The organism is Arthrobacter sp. 01N442, from assembly GCF_056399345.1.
In genome coordinates, this window is the sequence record NZ_JBFTRD010000003.1 from 69,592 (window position 1) to 85,060 (window position 15,469).

At 66.8% G+C, this 15,469-nt stretch carries 13 protein-coding genes and 3 tRNA genes; 3 read left to right on the forward strand and 13 right to left on the reverse strand.

Features of this window, described 5'->3' with window-relative positions:
- Positions 1-112: 112 nt before the first annotated feature.
- Both tsf and rpsB read right to left on the reverse strand, forming a co-directional pair.
- The gene (tsf, locus tag AC1DNC_RS06055; RefSeq protein WP_476861661.1) at positions 113-949 is read right to left on the reverse strand and encodes a translation elongation factor Ts; all 837 of its coding nucleotides are present in this window, start codon (positions 947-949) and stop codon (positions 113-115) included.
- Between the two features lie 133 nt (positions 950-1,082).
- Positions 1,083-1,976, reverse strand: coding sequence for a 30S ribosomal protein S2 (rpsB, locus tag AC1DNC_RS06060; RefSeq protein ID WP_476861662.1), 894 nt, complete (start codon positions 1,974-1,976; stop codon positions 1,083-1,085).
- Positions 1,977-2,497: 521 nt separating this feature from the next.
- Here rpsB and AC1DNC_RS06065 point away from each other — a divergent pair.
- Positions 2,498-3,013: a M23 family metallopeptidase gene (locus tag AC1DNC_RS06065; protein ID WP_476861663.1), complete on the forward strand. Its 516-nt coding sequence runs from the start codon at positions 2,498-2,500 to the stop codon at positions 3,011-3,013.
- A gap of 57 nt (positions 3,014-3,070) precedes the next feature.
- Here the strand turns inward: AC1DNC_RS06065 and AC1DNC_RS06070 are convergent, their stop codons facing one another.
- The 6 genes from AC1DNC_RS06070 to AC1DNC_RS06095 all read right to left on the reverse strand — a co-directional run bounded on the left by AC1DNC_RS06070 (position 3,071) and on the right by AC1DNC_RS06095 (position 8,531).
- Complete coding sequence (locus tag AC1DNC_RS06070; protein WP_476861664.1) at positions 3,071-4,261, reverse strand: acyl-CoA dehydrogenase family protein; 1,191 nt, start codon at positions 4,259-4,261, stop codon at positions 3,071-3,073.
- 245 nt (positions 4,262-4,506) lie between these two features.
- Positions 4,507-4,580 (reverse strand) — tRNA-Ile (locus tag AC1DNC_RS06075).
- A gap of 111 nt (positions 4,581-4,691) precedes the next feature.
- Positions 4,692-5,891 (reverse strand): glycosyltransferase, encoded by a 1,200-nt coding sequence (locus tag AC1DNC_RS06080; protein ID WP_476861896.1) that lies wholly within the window; start codon positions 5,889-5,891, stop codon positions 4,692-4,694.
- 108 nt (positions 5,892-5,999) lie between these two features.
- Entirely contained in the window at positions 6,000-6,905 is a 906-nt protein-coding gene (locus tag AC1DNC_RS06085; RefSeq protein ID WP_476861665.1) for a DMT family transporter, read from the reverse strand.
- Entirely contained in the window at positions 6,905-7,576 is a 672-nt protein-coding gene (locus AC1DNC_RS06090) for a CDP-alcohol phosphatidyltransferase family protein (protein ID WP_476861666.1), read from the reverse strand. The genes AC1DNC_RS06085 and AC1DNC_RS06090 overlap by 1 nt, the downstream gene beginning before the upstream one ends.
- A 55-nt stretch (positions 7,577-7,631) precedes the next feature.
- Positions 7,632-8,531, reverse strand: coding sequence for a phage holin family protein (locus tag AC1DNC_RS06095; RefSeq protein ID WP_476861667.1), 900 nt, complete (start codon positions 8,529-8,531; stop codon positions 7,632-7,634).
- Positions 8,532-8,727: 196 nt separating this feature from the next.
- Between AC1DNC_RS06095 and AC1DNC_RS06100 the strand changes: the two genes are divergently transcribed.
- Positions 8,728-9,951 (forward strand): multidrug effflux MFS transporter, encoded by a 1,224-nt coding sequence (locus tag AC1DNC_RS06100; protein ID WP_476861668.1) that lies wholly within the window; start codon positions 8,728-8,730, stop codon positions 9,949-9,951.
- A gap of 134 nt (positions 9,952-10,085) precedes the next feature.
- A complete protein-coding gene (locus AC1DNC_RS06105) occupies positions 10,086-10,493 on the forward strand; it encodes a hypothetical protein (protein ID WP_476861669.1) in 408 nt (135 codons plus the stop codon).
- Between the two features lie 84 nt (positions 10,494-10,577).
- Here AC1DNC_RS06105 and AC1DNC_RS06110 read toward each other — a convergent pair.
- The 5 genes from AC1DNC_RS06110 to dusB all read right to left on the reverse strand — a co-directional run bounded on the left by AC1DNC_RS06110 (position 10,578) and on the right by dusB (position 15,428).
- Positions 10,578-10,650 (reverse strand) — tRNA-Asn (locus AC1DNC_RS06110).
- Between the two features lie 148 nt (positions 10,651-10,798).
- Positions 10,799-10,871, reverse strand: a tRNA-Asn gene (locus AC1DNC_RS06115).
- A gap of 100 nt (positions 10,872-10,971) precedes the next feature.
- The gene (gene dnaG, locus AC1DNC_RS06120) at positions 10,972-12,903 is read right to left on the reverse strand and encodes a DNA primase (RefSeq protein WP_476861670.1); all 1,932 of its coding nucleotides are present in this window, start codon (positions 12,901-12,903) and stop codon (positions 10,972-10,974) included.
- A 64-nt stretch (positions 12,904-12,967) separates the two neighbouring features.
- Positions 12,968-14,257, reverse strand: coding sequence for a deoxyguanosinetriphosphate triphosphohydrolase (locus AC1DNC_RS06125; protein WP_476861671.1), 1,290 nt, complete (start codon positions 14,255-14,257; stop codon positions 12,968-12,970).
- Positions 14,250-15,428 (reverse strand): tRNA dihydrouridine synthase DusB, encoded by a 1,179-nt coding sequence (gene dusB, locus AC1DNC_RS06130; RefSeq protein WP_476861672.1) that lies wholly within the window; start codon positions 15,426-15,428, stop codon positions 14,250-14,252. Before dusB ends, AC1DNC_RS06125 begins: the two co-directional genes overlap by 8 nt.
- Between the last annotated feature and the right edge of the window lie 41 nt (positions 15,429-15,469).

Sequence of the window (15,469 nt, forward strand, 5' to 3'; positions counted from 1 at the left end):
GAAAAAGGGTATCGTGCCGGGGACCAAAGGCTGCATTCCCCTCCGGGCAGCGTTCCCGGGTGCATGCAAAAGGGGTGGCCACCGCAGTGACCACCCCCTCAGCGTGACTTACTTAGGAACCGACGCGGAAACGCGTGAATGCGGTTGCCTTGACGCCGGCCTCTTCGAGGACCTGGGCGACGGACTTCTTGGCATCCTTGGCGAATGCCTGGTCAACGAGGACCTCGCCCTTGTAGAAACCGGTAACGCGGCCTTCCACAATCTTGGTCATCGCTGCCTCGGGCTTGCCCTCGGCCTTGGCGGTTTCCTCGGCGATGCGGCGCTCGGACTCGACCAGCTCGGACGGAACGTCCTCGCGGGTCAGGTAGTTCGGGGCCATAGCGGCGACGTGCACGGCGACGTCGTGGGCTGCGGTGGCAGCTGCTTCGCCTTCACCATCAACGGCGAACAGCACGCCGACCTGGGCCGGGAGGTCCTTGGAGGTCTTGTGCAGGTACGCGTCGACGGTCGGGGCCTCGATGCGGGAGATGCGTCGGACGACGACCTTCTCGCCCAGGATGGCGCCCTCTTCGACGACAACCTCGGAGAGCGGCTTGCCGTCAACGTCGGTTGCCAGCAGGGTCTCGAGGTCGGCAGCGCCGGACTCGACGGCCACGGCCAAAACCTTGTCGGCGAGCTGGATGAACTTGTCAGCCTTGGCGACGAAGTCGGTCTCGCAGTTGACTTCGATCATCACGCCGACGCCGTTGGCGACCTTGGCAGCAACCAGGCCCTCGGCGGTGGAGCGGCCTTCGCGCTTGGTAGCGCCCTTGAGGCCCTTGATGCGGATGATCTCGATGGCCTTGTCGGCGTCACCGTTGGCTTCGTCAAGAGCCTTCTTGACATCCATCATGCCGGCGCCGGTGCGCTCGCGCAGAGCCTTGATATCAGCGGCAGTGTAGTTCGCCATGTGAACCCCTCTGTCTAGAAATTTGTGTGGTGTACGGACTGACAGGACGGCTGCTCACCCAGTGAGCGGCCATCCTGTCAGTACCCCTTACGCTGCTAAGAGCGTGCGGGGAGATCCAGATTTACTTGTCTGACTACTTGGCTTCGTCGGCGGCCGGAGCGGCGTCGGCGGCGTCAGCGGCCGGAGCGGCGTCAGCGGCGGGAGCCTCAGCGGCCTCCGGAGCAGCTTCGGCGGCGGCCGGAGCGGCAGCTGCTTCGGCCTTGCTGCCCTCGAGGAGCTCGCGCTCCCACTCGGCCAGCGGCTCTTCCGGAGCTTCCGTGGTGCCGGTGGCGCGCTGGTTGCGGGCGATCAGGCCCTCAGCAACGGCGTCGGCAACAACGCGGGTCAGCAGGTTGACGGAGCGGATGGCGTCGTCGTTGCCCGGGATCGGGAAGTCGACTTCGTCCGGATCGCAGTTGGTGTCCAGGATGGCCACAACCGGGATGTTCAGCTTCTTGGCCTCGTCAACGGCGAGGTGTTCCTTCTTGGTGTCGACAACCCAGAGGAGCGAAGGCGCTTTGGTCAGGTTGCGGATACCACCGAGGTTGGTCTCCAGCTTGGTCAGCTCGCGGCGAAGGAGCAGCAGTTCCTTCTTGGTGTAAGCGGAACCGGCGACGTCGTCGAAGTCGATCTCTTCGAGTTCCTTCATGCGCTGGATGCGCTTGGAAACCGTCTGGAAGTTGGTCAGCATGCCGCCGAGCCAACGCTGGTTCACGTACGGCTGGCCGACGCGGGTGGCCTGCTCGGCGATGGCTTCCTGCGCCTGCTTCTTGGTGCCGACGAAGAGGACGGTGCCGCCGTGTGCAACGGTGGCCTTCACGAACTCGTAGGCACGGTCGATGTAGGACAGCGACTGCTGCAGGTCAATGATGTAGATGCCGTTGCGCTCCGTGAAGATGAAACGCTTCATCTTCGGGTTCCAACGACGGGTCTGGTGTCCAAAGTGGACGCCGCTGTCAAGCAGCTGGCGCATAGTTACGACGGGCATGCCGACGCTCCTTCCGGCAGGTCATTCATGAGAAAGCCCTGGGCTCTCTTACCCTGCCAATAGTTGACGGTTGTTTAGCAACACCCAAGACGGGTGTTCCTCCTGGCATCCACCGCACCCCTCATCCGGACCCTGGGGCCGGACCGTAAGAGGCGCAGTCCTCCGCACCCGGAAGCCGGGCTTCGGACAGGGAGGGCTGGATACGCGTAGTCAGCCGCTGCTCCCGCACTCCTGAATGAGACGTGCTGCCGGTCCAGATAACTGGATGTAGGCATGAGGGCACAGCAAACTGCTCCACCTAGTGTACTACAGCGGACCTGCCCGATTGGACGGTTTCGTGCGTCGGGAAGGACGGCTTTCGGGCCCGGTTTTGGGCCCGGTTTTTGGGTGGCGGCCCGCCCGGCTGAGGGCGGGGTTGCGGGCGGTGTTGCGCGCGGCGCATCAGGACTGGTTCTGGCTGGAAATCCACATAGCCGGCCGGGGCTCTTCCCGGCCGGGGACGCCCGCTGCAGGCTGGCGGCATGAAGGTTTCCATTGTGCTCGCAACGTTGCTGCTCGTCCCGCAGCCCACGGTTGCGCAGCCGGCTTCCCCGGCCGGGGACTGGAGCTGGCCGCTCTCCCCCAGGCCTGCCGTGCTGCGCGCCTTCGACCCGCCGGCCCGGCCGTGGCTCAGCGGTCACCGCGGGGTGGATCTCCAGGCTGCGTTCGACGGCGCTCCAGTCACCTCGCCGGCTTCGGGCACGGTCAGCTTCGTGGGCATGGTGGTGGACCGGCCTGTGGTCGTCATCGACCACGGCAACGGCCTGCGGAGCAGTTTCGAACCCGTCGACAGCACGCTGCGGCCCGGCGACGCCGTGGGCCGGGGGTCGGCGCTGGGACGGGAGCTGCCCGGCCACTGCGGCGCAACGCCGTGCATCCACTGGGGCGTGCGGCGCGGCGACGAGTACCTCAATCCGCTGGCGTTTGTGATGGACCTGCGGCCCTCCATCCTGCTTCCGCCCGTGAGTCCCGGCTCGGGACAGGGCGGTTCCGGATGAAGGGCCGCAAGGGTGCTGCGCGGGACGCACCGTCATTCGGTGGCGTCAGTCGAGCGCTTAGACGATGGCCGAGATCCCCGTGATCGCCCGGCCGGTGACCAGGGTGTTGATCTCGTGGGTGCCCTCGTAGGAGTAGATTGCTTCGGCGTCAGAGAAAACCTTGGCCATCTCGTAGTCCGTGACGATGCCGTTGCCGCCCAGGAGGCTGCGGCCGATGGCGACGCTTTCGCGCATCCGCGCCGTGGTGAACGCCTTGGCCAGGGCCGACTGCTCGTCCTTCGCTTCGCCGGCATCCTCGAGTTGGGACAGCCGGACCATCATGCCCATCGAGCTGACGACGTTGCCGAGGATCTGCACGAGCTGGTTTTGGACAAGCTGGAAGGAGGCGATCGGGCGGCCGAACTGGCTGCGCTCGACGGCGTAGCGGCGTGCGACGTCAAAGGCGGCGAGCTGCTGGCCAACGGCCTGCCAGGCCACCGACAGGCGCGTGACCTTCAGGACCTTGTTGGTGTCCCGGAAGCTGTTGGCATTGGCGAGCTTGAAGAAGTCCGGCACCACAACGTTGTCGAGGGTGATGTCGGCGTTCTGGACAGTGCGCAGCGAAATCTTGTTCTCGATCTTGGTGGCGCTGTATCCCTCGGTCGTGGTGTCCACGAGGAAGCCCTTGACCTGGTTGTCGGCGAGGTCGCGGGCGTAGATGACCACCCAGTCGGAGAAGGTGGCGTTGCCGATCCAGCGCTTGGCGCCGTTGAGGATCCAGCTGTCGCCCTCGCGCCGGGCGGTGGTGCGGGTGCCGCCGGCGACGTCGGAGCCGCCCAGCGGCTCGGTCAGGCCGAAGGCGCCGATCTTCTTCAAGGAGTAGATGTCCGGCAGCCAGGCCTCCTGCTGCTCCTGGGAGGCGAGCGCCTCGATGGAGCCGGTAAACAGCCCGTCGTGCACGCCCATGAAGGTCGCGATCGAGGTGTCCGCCCGGGTTGCCTCGGCGTGCAGGATCCCGGCGAAGAGGTTCGAGTAGCCCTGGCGCTTGACCGGGCTGACCAGGTCGATCTCAGCCAGCTTCGGGATCAGGTCCATCGGGAACTCGCCGCGGTTCCAGCAGTCCACGGCGATCGGCTTCACCTCGCGGGCCAGGAACTCGCGGACCTCCGCCAGCCGGTCCTTCTCCTTGCCGCTGAGCAGCTGCTCGAAAGCGAAAAAGTCGCCGTCGGCGTAGGGGAGGTTGTTGATGTCGATTGCAGCTTTGGACATGTTGTTCCTTCACTTGTGATCAGCAGCGATCAAAAGGGCACGGGCACCGCGCCGCGGATATGTTACTCGTGAGTAACATATCTCAGTTTTCGACCGGGTGGCAAGTGACCGGGCAGACTCCGGGCGCCGTATCCTGCCCGGCTGGCGGGATGGCCGGCGTCGTACGAAAAAGGGGCCGCTACTGGCGAAGGACGCCTGCTGCGGCCCCGGGGACACGGTGTGTCCAGGGAACTTTGGTGATGATGTAGGGCTACTCGGACTTGAACCGAGGACCTTAGGATTATGAGTCCCGCGCTCTAACCAGCTGAGCTATAGCCCCGTGGGCCCGAACGGCCATGCCCCGAAGGGCCGGACCGTTCCGGGCAAAAACACTCTAGCAATAGTAGTCGCCCCGGCAGGGCCAACGGCCTCCGCCGGGGCTGCGGCCCGCCTAGACCACCAGGTCGTCGTAGCTGGCGCCGCGGTAGATGTCCTCAAAGGTCTGCAGCGTACGTTCGATGCTGTGGCTTTCCACCATGCTTCGGCTCGCTTTGCCCATGGCCGCCCGCTCGTCCGCCGGCAATGACAGAACCCGTTCGATCTTAGATGCCAGGTCGTCGCTGTCGTTCGGGGTGAACAAGAAGCCGTTCTCGCCGTCGTGCACCAGGTGGGGCAGGGCCATGGCGTCGGCCAGCACCACCGGGGTGGATGCGGACATCGCCTCCAGCGTGACGAGGGACTGCAGCTCGGCGGTGCCGGGCATGCAGAACAGGTCCGCGCTCAGGTAGGCACGGCGCAGTTCCTCGTCGCTGGCCAGGCCCAGGAATTTGACCCGGTCCTGCAGGCCCAGCCGTTCGACCTGCGCCTCAAGCGCTGGCCGGACCTCGCCGCCGCCGACGATCTCCAGGTGGACGTCGAGTGCAGGGGGCGTCTGGGCGACGGCGTCGATCAGCACGTCGATGTGCTTTTCCTCCGCAAGGCGGCCGACAAACAGCACGGTGGGGCTGGAGTGCTGCACTGCCTCCTCGCCCGGCTTCAGTTCATAGGCTGCCGCATCGATGCCGTTGGACAGCGGCAGTACTTTGCGCAGGAATGCGTGCTGGTGCATGGCCTTGGCGGCGAGCGGCGTCGGCGTGGTTACGACGTCGGCCTGGCCCATGACCTTGCCCATGTCGCGCCAGGACACGCGGCCGACGATGTTCTTGAACCACTGCGGGAAGGGCAGGAACGGGTTGAGGTTTTCGGGCATGAAGTGGTTGGTCGCGACGATCCTGATGCCGCGCTTCACCGCCTCGTAGAGGACGTGTTCGCCGATCATGTAGTGGCTTTGGATGTGCACCACGTCGGGCTGGATCCGGTCGAACAGCAGGCCGATTTCCTTCTTGGTCTCCCACGGGAAGGTGATTCGGAAGTACTCGTGGGTCGGCACCGAGTGCGAGCGGAGCCGGTGCACGGTGGCCTCGTCGCGGAACTCGCTGTAGCTCTTGCCCTTGCTGGGCCGGCAGGCCAGGACATGGACGTCATGACCGCGGCCGGTCATGCCCTTGGCCAGGCGGTAGCCGAACTGCGCAGCACCGTTGACATCCGGCGGATAGGTATCCGCCGCAATCAGGATGGTCAGCTTTTTGTCGGCTTGGTCATTCTCGGGCATGGTCACGGGGATAGCTCCTGGTGGTCACGGTGCGGTCAGCTGGGCTGTGGTGGCCGGCTGGCCGTCGACGCAGGCGGCGGGCCTGCGCCGGAAGTCTGTGGCGCCGCCCTAGGACGGCCTGCCCGCGGCCTTCCGCGCGTCTTTCTTGCGCTTGGTGACCTCGGGGTGGTGCCTGGAAAGGGCGATCACTCCCACGATAGCAAGTAGTGCGGCCGCGCCCATGGCAATCGCCGTCACGGCGTGGACGTCGGGACGCAGCTCCCCCAGGATCACAATGCCGATCGCGATGCCGATAATCGGGTCGATGACCGTCAGCCCCGCGATCACCAGGTCGGGCGGACCGCCGGAGTAGGCGCTCTGCACAAACCAGGAGCCCAGGCCGCCGGCGGCGAGGATCGCGACCAGGGTGTACCACTGGACGTTGAGCAGGAACATCCCGTTCGGATCGACGAGGTGCTTGCCGATGATGCGCGTCAGGACCGCCACGAAGCCGAACAGCACGCCCGCGCCGAGGATATAGACGAAGGCGCTCATCCGGTGCTTGAACAGCAGCGCGAGTGTTCCGAAGAGGCTCACGGCCAGAGCCAGCAGCAGCACGATGGTGAGCTCGTCCGAACCGCTCACGTGGTGGTTTTCCTGCGTGACATTGACCGCCAGCACCACGAACAGGGCCGAGCCGGTGACACAGGAGCTGATGGCCACGACGGTGGCCCGGTTCATGCTGAGCCCCTGGTCCTTGGCATTGATGACGGTGGTGATGACCAGCGCGATCGCCCCGATCGGCTGGACCACGGTCAGCGGCGCCGAGACCAGGGCGACGGCATTCATCGCCGTCCCTACGCAGAGCAGCAGCAGCCCCAGGACCCAGCGCGGGTTGCGGATCAGGCGAAGCAACCCGTGGGAGCTGAGCGCCAGCCCTCCGGTGTCCGCTTTGACCGCGCTCCCCTGCCGTTGGGCGCCGAAGGCAAGGAAGAAGGCGCCAAGTACCGCCAGCACAACTGCGAACCAGACCATCAGCGGAGGCCGCCGTCGTCGATGTCGTTTCCGCTGCGCTGTCCGGGGAGGTTCCCGGCCGCATTGCCCTGTGTGAGGTCCCGGCCCTTGCGGATGATGGCCCAGAAGTAGTTGTAGGCCGCGATCCAGTGCCCCACGAGGCCCAGCCCCAGGAAGATCCAGGCAGCCACAAAGTAAGCGCCGGTGCCGGGGACGGGCAGCTTGGAGAGCACCAGCAGCGGCGTGCCGACCAGCAACAGCCCGGTACGGATCTTGCCGATCCGGCTGACGGGCAGGTCGGGATGGCTGTGGAAGTAGGACAGCGAGAGGACGAGCAACACCAGGTCCGGCACCAGCAGCGCGGCCAGGTACCACCACTGCACGACGCCGGCGATCACGAGGGTGACGGCCACGGCAATGAGGGAGAGGCGGTCCGCGATGGGATCCATGACGCGGCCCAGCTTGGACATCTGGTTGAAGCGGCGGGCGATGTAGCCGTCCACCCAGTCCGTGCTGGCCATCACTGCCAGCACGAGCGCGGCGGTGCCGTACTCCTGCTCGGCCAGGACCAGCCAGATGAAGAGCGGCACGCCGAGGAACCGGACGACGGTCAGCAGGTTGGGAACGGTGAAGACCAGGTCGTGATGGATCTGGGGCTGCCCGGCGCGTGCGCCAGCGCCGATGAACTTCATCCGTTCCCCCTTTCCACAGCCGGCAACGAGTTAGTGTCGGAGTCCAGGGTGGAGCCTAGCCTTTGAGCAGTCGGCGCAGCAGGATCACGAGGGCCGTCGTCGAGGCGGCGAGGGCTGCCAGCGGCTTCCAGCGTTTGCCGAGCTCGGCGGCGGCTCCGGACATGCCGGACTCGTTGGCGCCGGCGGACCCGGCTGCCCTTTCGCTGGAAGCCTTGGCCTGGCTGCGGAACCCGGCGATCTTGTCATCCACGAGTTCCTTGCCTTCTTCCAGCTTGTTCTGGGTGGCGGCGAGGAGGGCCTGGGCCTGGGTCTTGAAGTCGAGTTCCTGCCCGAGCTCGTCGCGTACACCGGTGAGGTGCTGCCGGCGCTGGTCCAGGCGGCGCCGAAGCTCACCCTCGGTCGGGGCAGGACCCAGATCGGGCTGTTCGGCTGCCTTCTTGGCTTCCTTCTCAGCTTTGGCCTTCGCGGCGGCTTCTTCCTTGGCTGCTTTCGCTGCCTTGGCCTGCGGGGAGTTGGGGTCCAGGACGGCGGCGTCGAACGCTGAGCCTTCCTTCGCGATGCCAAGGTCGTACTTCAGGCCGCGGATGGTCTCCTCGGGGAGCAGCGGCATGGCCTTCTTGAACCGGCCGTAGCCGATCAGGCCAACGATCAGGGCAATCACCAGGAAGGCGGCGCAGACCAACAGGGCGGCGAGCCACGCCGGCATGATGGTGGCGAGGCCCATAATGGCCGCCACGATGAGCCCGATCACGAGGAAGGCGACAAAGACGAGGGCGACGCCGAAGAAGGCGGCCGCGACGCCGAGCTGGATGCCCTTGCGCTTGAGTTCGGCCTTGGCGAAGGCGATTTCGTCGTTGAGCTGCCGGGGTGCCAGCTTGAAGATCAGTTTCAGGGTTTTGGGCAGCGCCGAAAGGCGCAGCCCCCCGTTTGTCCTGCCGGTGTGCCGTCCGCTCATCGGTTCCGCCTAACTGGTGCCATCTGTGATTCCGCTTCCGCTGGATTGCCGGGTCTGCGCGGCTTCACGCACTCCCAGGTGTCAAAACTACCATTCAGGGTCCCGGCGGCGTCCCGCCTGCGCTCGTGGGGACGGGCGTGGCGGGCGGCGCCGGCGTGCGGCGGGCTGTCCCGTGCTGGCCCTAGGATTGTCCTCTGTGCATACACCCAGCAATCCCGGGGATTCCCTGAGCCGCCGTCGCAAGCTCCTCTACATCCTGATGCTCGGCGCTTTGACGGCCCTTGGGCCGTTCACGGTGGACCTCTACCTTCCGGCGTTCCCGGCTCTGGAGGCGAGTTTTGGTGTCACCGAGGCGGCTGTGCAGCTGACCCTGACCGGCACGACCGTCGGCTTTGCCCTGGGCCAGCTTGTAGTGGGGCCGCTGAGCGACAAGTTCGGCCGGCGGCTTCCGCTGATCCTGGCCACCGGGGTTCACATCGGAGCCTCGCTCGGGGCCGCCCTGTCTACCGACATCGGCACGCTGGGCCTGTTCCGGGTGCTCATGGGGATCGGCGCTGCCGGCGGCGGCGTGGTGGCGATGGCAATGGTGCGGGACCTTTTCAGCGGCTACGCGATGGTCCGGATGTTCTCCAGGATGGCACTCGTCAACGGCCTGGCCCCCATCCTGGCACCCGTCATCGGATCCCAGCTGCTGCTGCTCATGCCGTGGCCCGGCATCTTTTTCTTCCTCGCCAGCTACGGCAGTTGCGTGATCATCGCGGCCCTCTTTGTGGTGCGCGAGACGTTGCCCAAGGAGCTGCGCGGGACGAGCGGCCTGACCATGCGCCAGCGCTACCGGGTCCTCTTCGCCGACCGCATCTTCGTCGGCATGCTGATGCTGGGCGGCATGAACTTCGGCGGCCTGTTCACGTACCTGTCGGCCTCCCCGTTCCTGTTCCAAGGTGTGTACGGGTTCTCACCGCAGCAGTACGGCCTGTTGTTCGGCATCAACTCGCTGGGGATCGTCGCCGGGGTCCAGACCAGCTCCCGGCTCATCAAGCGCGTCCCGCCGCAGTGGATCCTGGCCTGCTCGACGGCGTGGATGTTCCTGATGGCCCTGCTGATTGTGCTCTTCGATCAGCTGGGCTTCGGCCTGTGGGGTGTGATGGTGCCGCTCTGGCTCTACATCCTGGGCGCGGGCTTCACCTTCCCCTGTGTCCAGGTGCTGGCCCTGGCCAAGCACGGTGCACAGGCCGGGACTGCGGCCTCCCTGCTTGGTGCAGCGACCTTCCTGATGGCCGGCATCATTTCCCCCGTGGTCGGCTGGCTGGGCCTCGGCTCGGCGACGCCAATGGGAGCGGTCCAGGCTGGCTGCATCCTGCTGGCGGCTGCGTCCCTGTGGCTCGTAGTCCGGCCGCGGACCGTGCCCTCGATCCACTAGCCCGGGCGTACACGACGGGCATGTCCGGTGCTGCGTGGCAGCTGTGAGCATGTCCGGCGGCCGGGGCACGACAGAGGGTGCGGGGGTGCCATGCTGCCCTGTTCGCGGCCTGCAGCTGGCGATAAAGTTGTGGTGTGCCTGACTGGCAGGATCCTCCTCCCCTACCGGCCACGTGGCAGCGCTGCGACGACGGTATTCTGCCTCTGTGGTGGGAGCGGCTGTGCTCGCAAACGAGCCCCCAGTCCGCTGCCCTTTACGCGGCCGGGCTGTTCACCGAGGACCGGCGACGGCCGATCGCGCAATGGTACAACCCCGCTTACGACTCAGCCCTGCTGGTAGCCCTCGAGACATCGCCGGAATGGCCGGTGCAGCGCTTTGGCATCTTCTACGCGCCGCCGCGCGGAGGCTTCACCCGGGTACATTCCTCCGCGCACGAGTGGCATCCGCGGGAGCCGCGGCAGTCCCCCACCGCAGAGGAAGCCTTCCAGGCCGCCGTGGCCGAGGCGGAGCGCTTCCTGCAGGTCGAAATGTTCTTCGTCTGAAGTCTCCCGCGTCACCGGGATGCGTTACCGGGGCAAGAAAAAAGGTCCCGCGGCCGATTATTCACCGGCCGCGGGACCTGTCCGCTCCTCCTGCTGGACTTGAACCAGCAACCCTTCGATTAACAGTCGAATGCTCTGCCAATTGAGCTAAGGAGGAATGAAGCAGGTATGACATTAGCAAAGGTTTTACCGCTAGGGAAATCGACGGCGGCGGACGCGGCGGGCGCCCGCTCCGTCCCAGTCACATACCCCATCAGGGTATACAAAAAGTCCCCGTTCCGGTGACCCGGAACGGGGACTGTGCGCTCCTCCTGCTGGACTTGAACCAGCAACCCTTCGATTAACAGTCGAATGCTCTGCCAATTGAGCTAAGGAGGAATGAAGCGGATATAAGCCTAGCAAACACCGTGCCGGGAAGCGAAATTGGGCCCCGTAGTGCACAGCAGGGCCAGCCGCCGGCCCAATCACCCGCGGAGGATCAGGAATCCGCGCGGAGCGAGCGCCGCTGCATCTCCAGTTCCATGAGTTCCCGGTTCAGCCGCTGGAATGCTTCCGGGTCCGCCGCGGCGTCGAGGCGCTGCAACTGCCCCATCTTGTCGGCTTTGACCCGGGTGATCTGCAGCTCGAACAGCCGCGCCAGGATGTCCCGGCAGTAGCGCTGGACAGCCTCGGCGGTGCTTGCGGGCAGCGGCACGACGGCGAGCTCGGACACGAGCGGCCGGAGCGGCTCCGGGACCTCCTGCAGCAGCTGCTCGACCCACCGCGCAGGGTCCCCGATGGAACCCGGACCGGAGGCACGGATCGCTTCGTGGATCGCCAGGTAGGCAGGCGTGGAGAACCGCGCCTCGGAGAAACGCTGCCACGTCGCCCCCTCGAGGGTCGAAGGATGCTGGAGCACCACCTCGAGCGCCTGGCGTTCCATTGCGGCCACGGGATCGCGCGGGTCCGGCCGGTTGAAGGCCGGCAGCGTGGCCGACGGCGGCAGCGGCGCCACTCCGGGGGCGGCGCCGGGGGCCGTTCCGGCCGGGCGCGCCTGGTTTTGCCCGTATCCCTGCCCGGCTCCGCCGGACGTCCCCTGGGCGTTGCGTTTGGCCGCGGCACCAACGGCCCGGCTGACTTCTTCGACCGGCATTCCCAGCCAGCCGGCGAGTTCGCGGGCGTAGGCGGGCCGGATGCCGGCATCCCGGATCTGGGCGACGACGGGAGCCGATTCGCGCAGTGCCGCGATCCGCCCCTCGACCGTGTCCAGGTTGTGCCGCCGCAGGGTGGCACGGATCGCGAATTCGAACAGCGGCCGGCGGGTGCCAATCAGGTCCCGGACGGCCGAGTCGCCCTTGGCCTGGCGCAGCTCACAGGGGTCGGATCCGCCGGGTTCCACGGCCACGTAGGTCTGTGCCACGAAGCGCTGGTCCTCCTCGAAGGCGCGCAACGCCGCCTTCTGGCCCGCGGCGTCGCCGTCGAAGGTGAAGATGACCTCTCCCCCGCTGCCGTCGTCGGAGAGCAGCCGGCGGGCGATCTTGATGTGCTCGGTGCCGAACGCGGTGCCGCAGGTGGCCACCGCCGTCGTGATCCCGGCGAGGTGGCAGGCCATCACGTCGGTGTAGCCCTCCACCACCACCAGTTGGCGGTCCTTGGCGATGTTCCGCTTGGCGAGGTCGATCCCATACAGGACCTGCGACTTCTTGTAGAGCGCGGTCTCGGGGGTGTTGAGGTACTTGGGACCCTGGTCGTCCTCGTAGAGCTTGCGTGCGCCGAAGCCGATGGTGTCGCCGGCAATGTCGCGGATGGGCCAGATCAGCCGGCCGCGGAAACGGTCGTAGATCCCCCGGCCACCTTCCGAAAACATGCCGGTCAGTTTGAGTTCCGCGTCGGTGTAGCCGCGGCCGCGGAGGTGTTTGAGCAGCGAGTCCCAGCCCTGCGGCGCGTAGCCGACGCCGAACTGTTCCGAGGCGGCACGGTCAAAGCCGCGGCCGTAGAGGAAGTTCCGGCCTTCGGTGGCCCCGGGAGTCAGCAGCTGGGCGCGGAAGAATTCGTCGGCGATCTTGTGCGCGTCGAGCAGCCGCTGGCGGCGGCCGATTTCCTCCCGGTTCGGGCCCGAACCGCCGTCCTCGTAGCGCAGTTCGTAACCGATCCGGGCTGCGAGCTTCTCCACTGCTTCGTGGAAGGTGGTGTGGTCCAGTTTCTGCACGAACGAAATGACGTCGCCGTCTTCGCCGCAGCCGAAGCAGTGGTAGCGGCCCACCTGGGGGCGCACGGTGAACGAGGGCGAGCGCTCATCATGGAAGGGACACAGGCCCTTGTAGGACCCCAGGCCGGCGCCCTTGAGGGTCACATAGCCGTCGACGACTTCCTTGATGTCGGTGCGCTGGCGCACCTCGTCGATATCTTCACGTTTGATCAGGCCGGCCACGATGCCATCCTAGTCCCAGGGTGCGACGCCGGACGGCTGCCTATGGCGCCCGCCACCCGCACCGTCACCACAGCGACGGCAGGCTTCCGACGAGTCGTTCGTACATTGCCAGCGCCGAGCCGTCGGTCAGCGACGCCACCTGGTCGATGACTACGCGCAGCCGGGCGCCGTCGTCCTCCGCGGCGCGCCAGTCGGCGGCGAACATCGGCTCCAAGTGGCGGTCGCCGCTGGCGCTGAGCGCGGTCACGAGCGCGTGCAGGACCTCGCGCTGGCGCTCGTAGATGGGCTGGCGGTGTTCGGTGGTCATCACGAAGGTGGTGGCCAGGCCCTTCATCACGGCGATCTCCATCACGGTTTCGTCCGGGACGATGAGCTCGGCGTTGTAGCGGGTGAGGTTCTCCGGACCGTAGACGGCGCGGGTGGTCTCGAGCGCGCTCTGGCAGAACCGGCCGATCAGCTGGCTGGTCATGTCTTTGAGGGCCGCCATCGATTTCCGGCTGCCGTCGGCCTCGCGGACCCAGACACTGGTGGCCTCCAGCCGGGCGAGGGCCGCGTCGATGGCGGATGGATCGTTGTGCGGCAGGTACCACTGCTTGGCATACCCCACCACCCTGGCACGGTGGTCAGGGTTGTCCATCCAGCGCAGCTGGAAGTGCCCGGCAACGATCGCGTCCTCGACGTCGTGCACCGAGTAGGAGATGTCGTCCGCGAGGTCCATGACCTGGGCCTCGAGGCAGGAGCGGCGCTCGGGCGCGCCCTCGCGGATCCAGTCGAAGATCGGCAGGTCGTCCTCGTAGGCGCCGAATTTGCTGGTCCGCTGGCCGTGGATGACGGGGGCGTTCTCTGCCGACCACGGGTATTTCGCGGCGGCGTCGAGGCTGGCGCGGGTCAGGTTAAGCCCGGCGGGGCGGCCGTCCGGTGCCAGCACCTTGGGTTCCAGCCGGGTCAGCAGGCGCAGGGTCTGGGCGTTGCCTTCGAAGCCGCCGATCGCGTGTGCCACCTCGTTGAGCGCCGATTCACCGTTGTGGCCGAACGGCGGGTGGCCGAGGTCGTGGCTGAGGCAGGCGGTGTCCACGACGTCGGGGTCACAGCCCAGGGCGCGGCCGAGTTCACGGCCAACCTGTGCCACCTCGAGGCTGTGGGTCAGCCGGGTGCGGACAAAGTCGTCCGTGTCCGGGGCGACCACCTGGGTTTTGGCCCCGAGCCGGCGCAGCGCCGAGGAGTGCAGCACACGGGCGCGGTCGCGTTCAAAGTCGGACCGGTAGGTGCTCTTGGGCGGCTCCTCGACCCAGCGGGCGCAGTCCCGGTCCACGTAGCCGTCGAGGACCGGCGCCGTTGTCCTGGTTTCAGCCACCGGATACGTCCAGCTCGGCGAAGGAGATGTCCTGGGACTGCTCGGCATCGAGGCTGCGGTTGAGCAGCCAGTCCTTGGGCAGGGCAGGCTTCTTGGGTGATCCGGCGCGGCCACGCGGGCCTTCGGCGTCGGCCCCCGGATAGGGCGAATCGAGGTCCAGCTCATCGAGCGTGTCGCGGAGCACTTCCAGGCTGGTCACGAGCGCCAGCCGGTGCCGCAGGTCGCTGCCCACCACGTAGCCCTTGAGATACCAGGCCATGTGCTTGCGGATCTCGCGCAGGGCCTTGCCCTCGTCCCCGAACGTCTCGACCATCAGTTCGGCGTGGCGGTAGATGCTTTCGGCCACCTGGCGCAGTGCCGGGGTGTGCCGAAGGTCGCTGCCCTCGAAGGCAGCCATGAGGTCGCCGAACAGCCACGGCCGGCCCTGGCAGCCGCGTCCCACCACGACCCCGTCCACGCCGGTTTCGCGGACCATCCGTACGGCGTCTTCGGCGGACCAGATGTCGCCGTTGCCGAGGACGGGGATGTCCGGGAGCGCTTCGCGGAGCCGGGCGATGGCGGACCAGTCGGCCTTGCCGGAGTAGAACTGCGCGGCGGTGCGCCCGTGCAGGGCGACGGCGGCGACGCCCGAGTCGCGGGCAATGCGGCCGGCGTCGAGGTAGGTGAGGTGGTCCTCGTCGATGCCTTTGCGCATCTTGATGGTCAGCGGGATGTTGCCTTTGGACGCTTCCTTGACCGCGGTCTGGACGATCGAGGTGAAGAGGTCCGTTTTCCAGGGCAGCGCCGAGCCGCCGCCGCGCCGGGTTACTTTGGGCACGGGGCAGCCGAAGTTGAGGTCGATGTGGTCCGCACGGTCCTCCTCGACCAGCATCCGCACAGCTTGGCCCACGGTCACCGGGTCCACGCCGTAGAGCTGGACGGAGCGGACTTTCTCGTCTTCGTCGTGCGAAATGATGCGCAGGGATTCGGGCGTGCGCTCCACGAGGGCGCGGGAGGTGACCATCTCCGCCACGTACAGGCCGCCGCCGTATTCACGGCAGAGCCTGCGGAAGGCGGAGTTGGTGATGCCGGCCATCGGGGCCAGGATCACGGGGGTGTCCACCGTGAGGGGGCCCAGCTTCAGGGGCGGCAGTTCCAGCTTGGGGGCGGGAGGGGTTGCTACAACAGTCACCCGTCCATTGTCTCAAAGCCGGGCAAATCGGCAGGATCCGG

What these genes read in the sequence shown, in the direction of transcription:
- tsf (WP_476861661.1), bottom strand. Translation starts at nt 949, where the DNA reads ATGGCGAACTACACTGCCGCTGATATCAAGGCTCTGCGCGAGCGCACC.
- rpsB (WP_476861662.1), bottom strand. Translation starts at nt 1,976, where the DNA reads ATGCCCGTCGTAACTATGCGCCAGCTGCTTGACAGCGGCGTCCACTTT.
- AC1DNC_RS06065 (WP_476861663.1), top strand. Translation starts at nt 2,498, where the DNA reads ATGAAGGTTTCCATTGTGCTCGCAACGTTGCTGCTCGTCCCGCAGCCC.
- AC1DNC_RS06070 (WP_476861664.1), bottom strand. Translation starts at nt 4,261, where the DNA reads ATGTCCAAAGCTGCAATCGACATCAACAACCTCCCCTACGCCGACGGC.
- AC1DNC_RS06080 (WP_476861896.1), bottom strand. Translation starts at nt 5,891, where the DNA reads ATGCCCGAGAATGACCAAGCCGACAAAAAGCTGACCATCCTGATTGCG.
- AC1DNC_RS06085 (WP_476861665.1), bottom strand. Translation starts at nt 6,905, where the DNA reads ATGGTCTGGTTCGCAGTTGTGCTGGCGGTACTTGGCGCCTTCTTCCTT.
- AC1DNC_RS06090 (WP_476861666.1), bottom strand. Translation starts at nt 7,576, where the DNA reads ATGAAGTTCATCGGCGCTGGCGCACGCGCCGGGCAGCCCCAGATCCAT.
- AC1DNC_RS06095 (WP_476861667.1), bottom strand. Translation starts at nt 8,531, where the DNA reads ATGAGCGGACGGCACACCGGCAGGACAAACGGGGGGCTGCGCCTTTCG.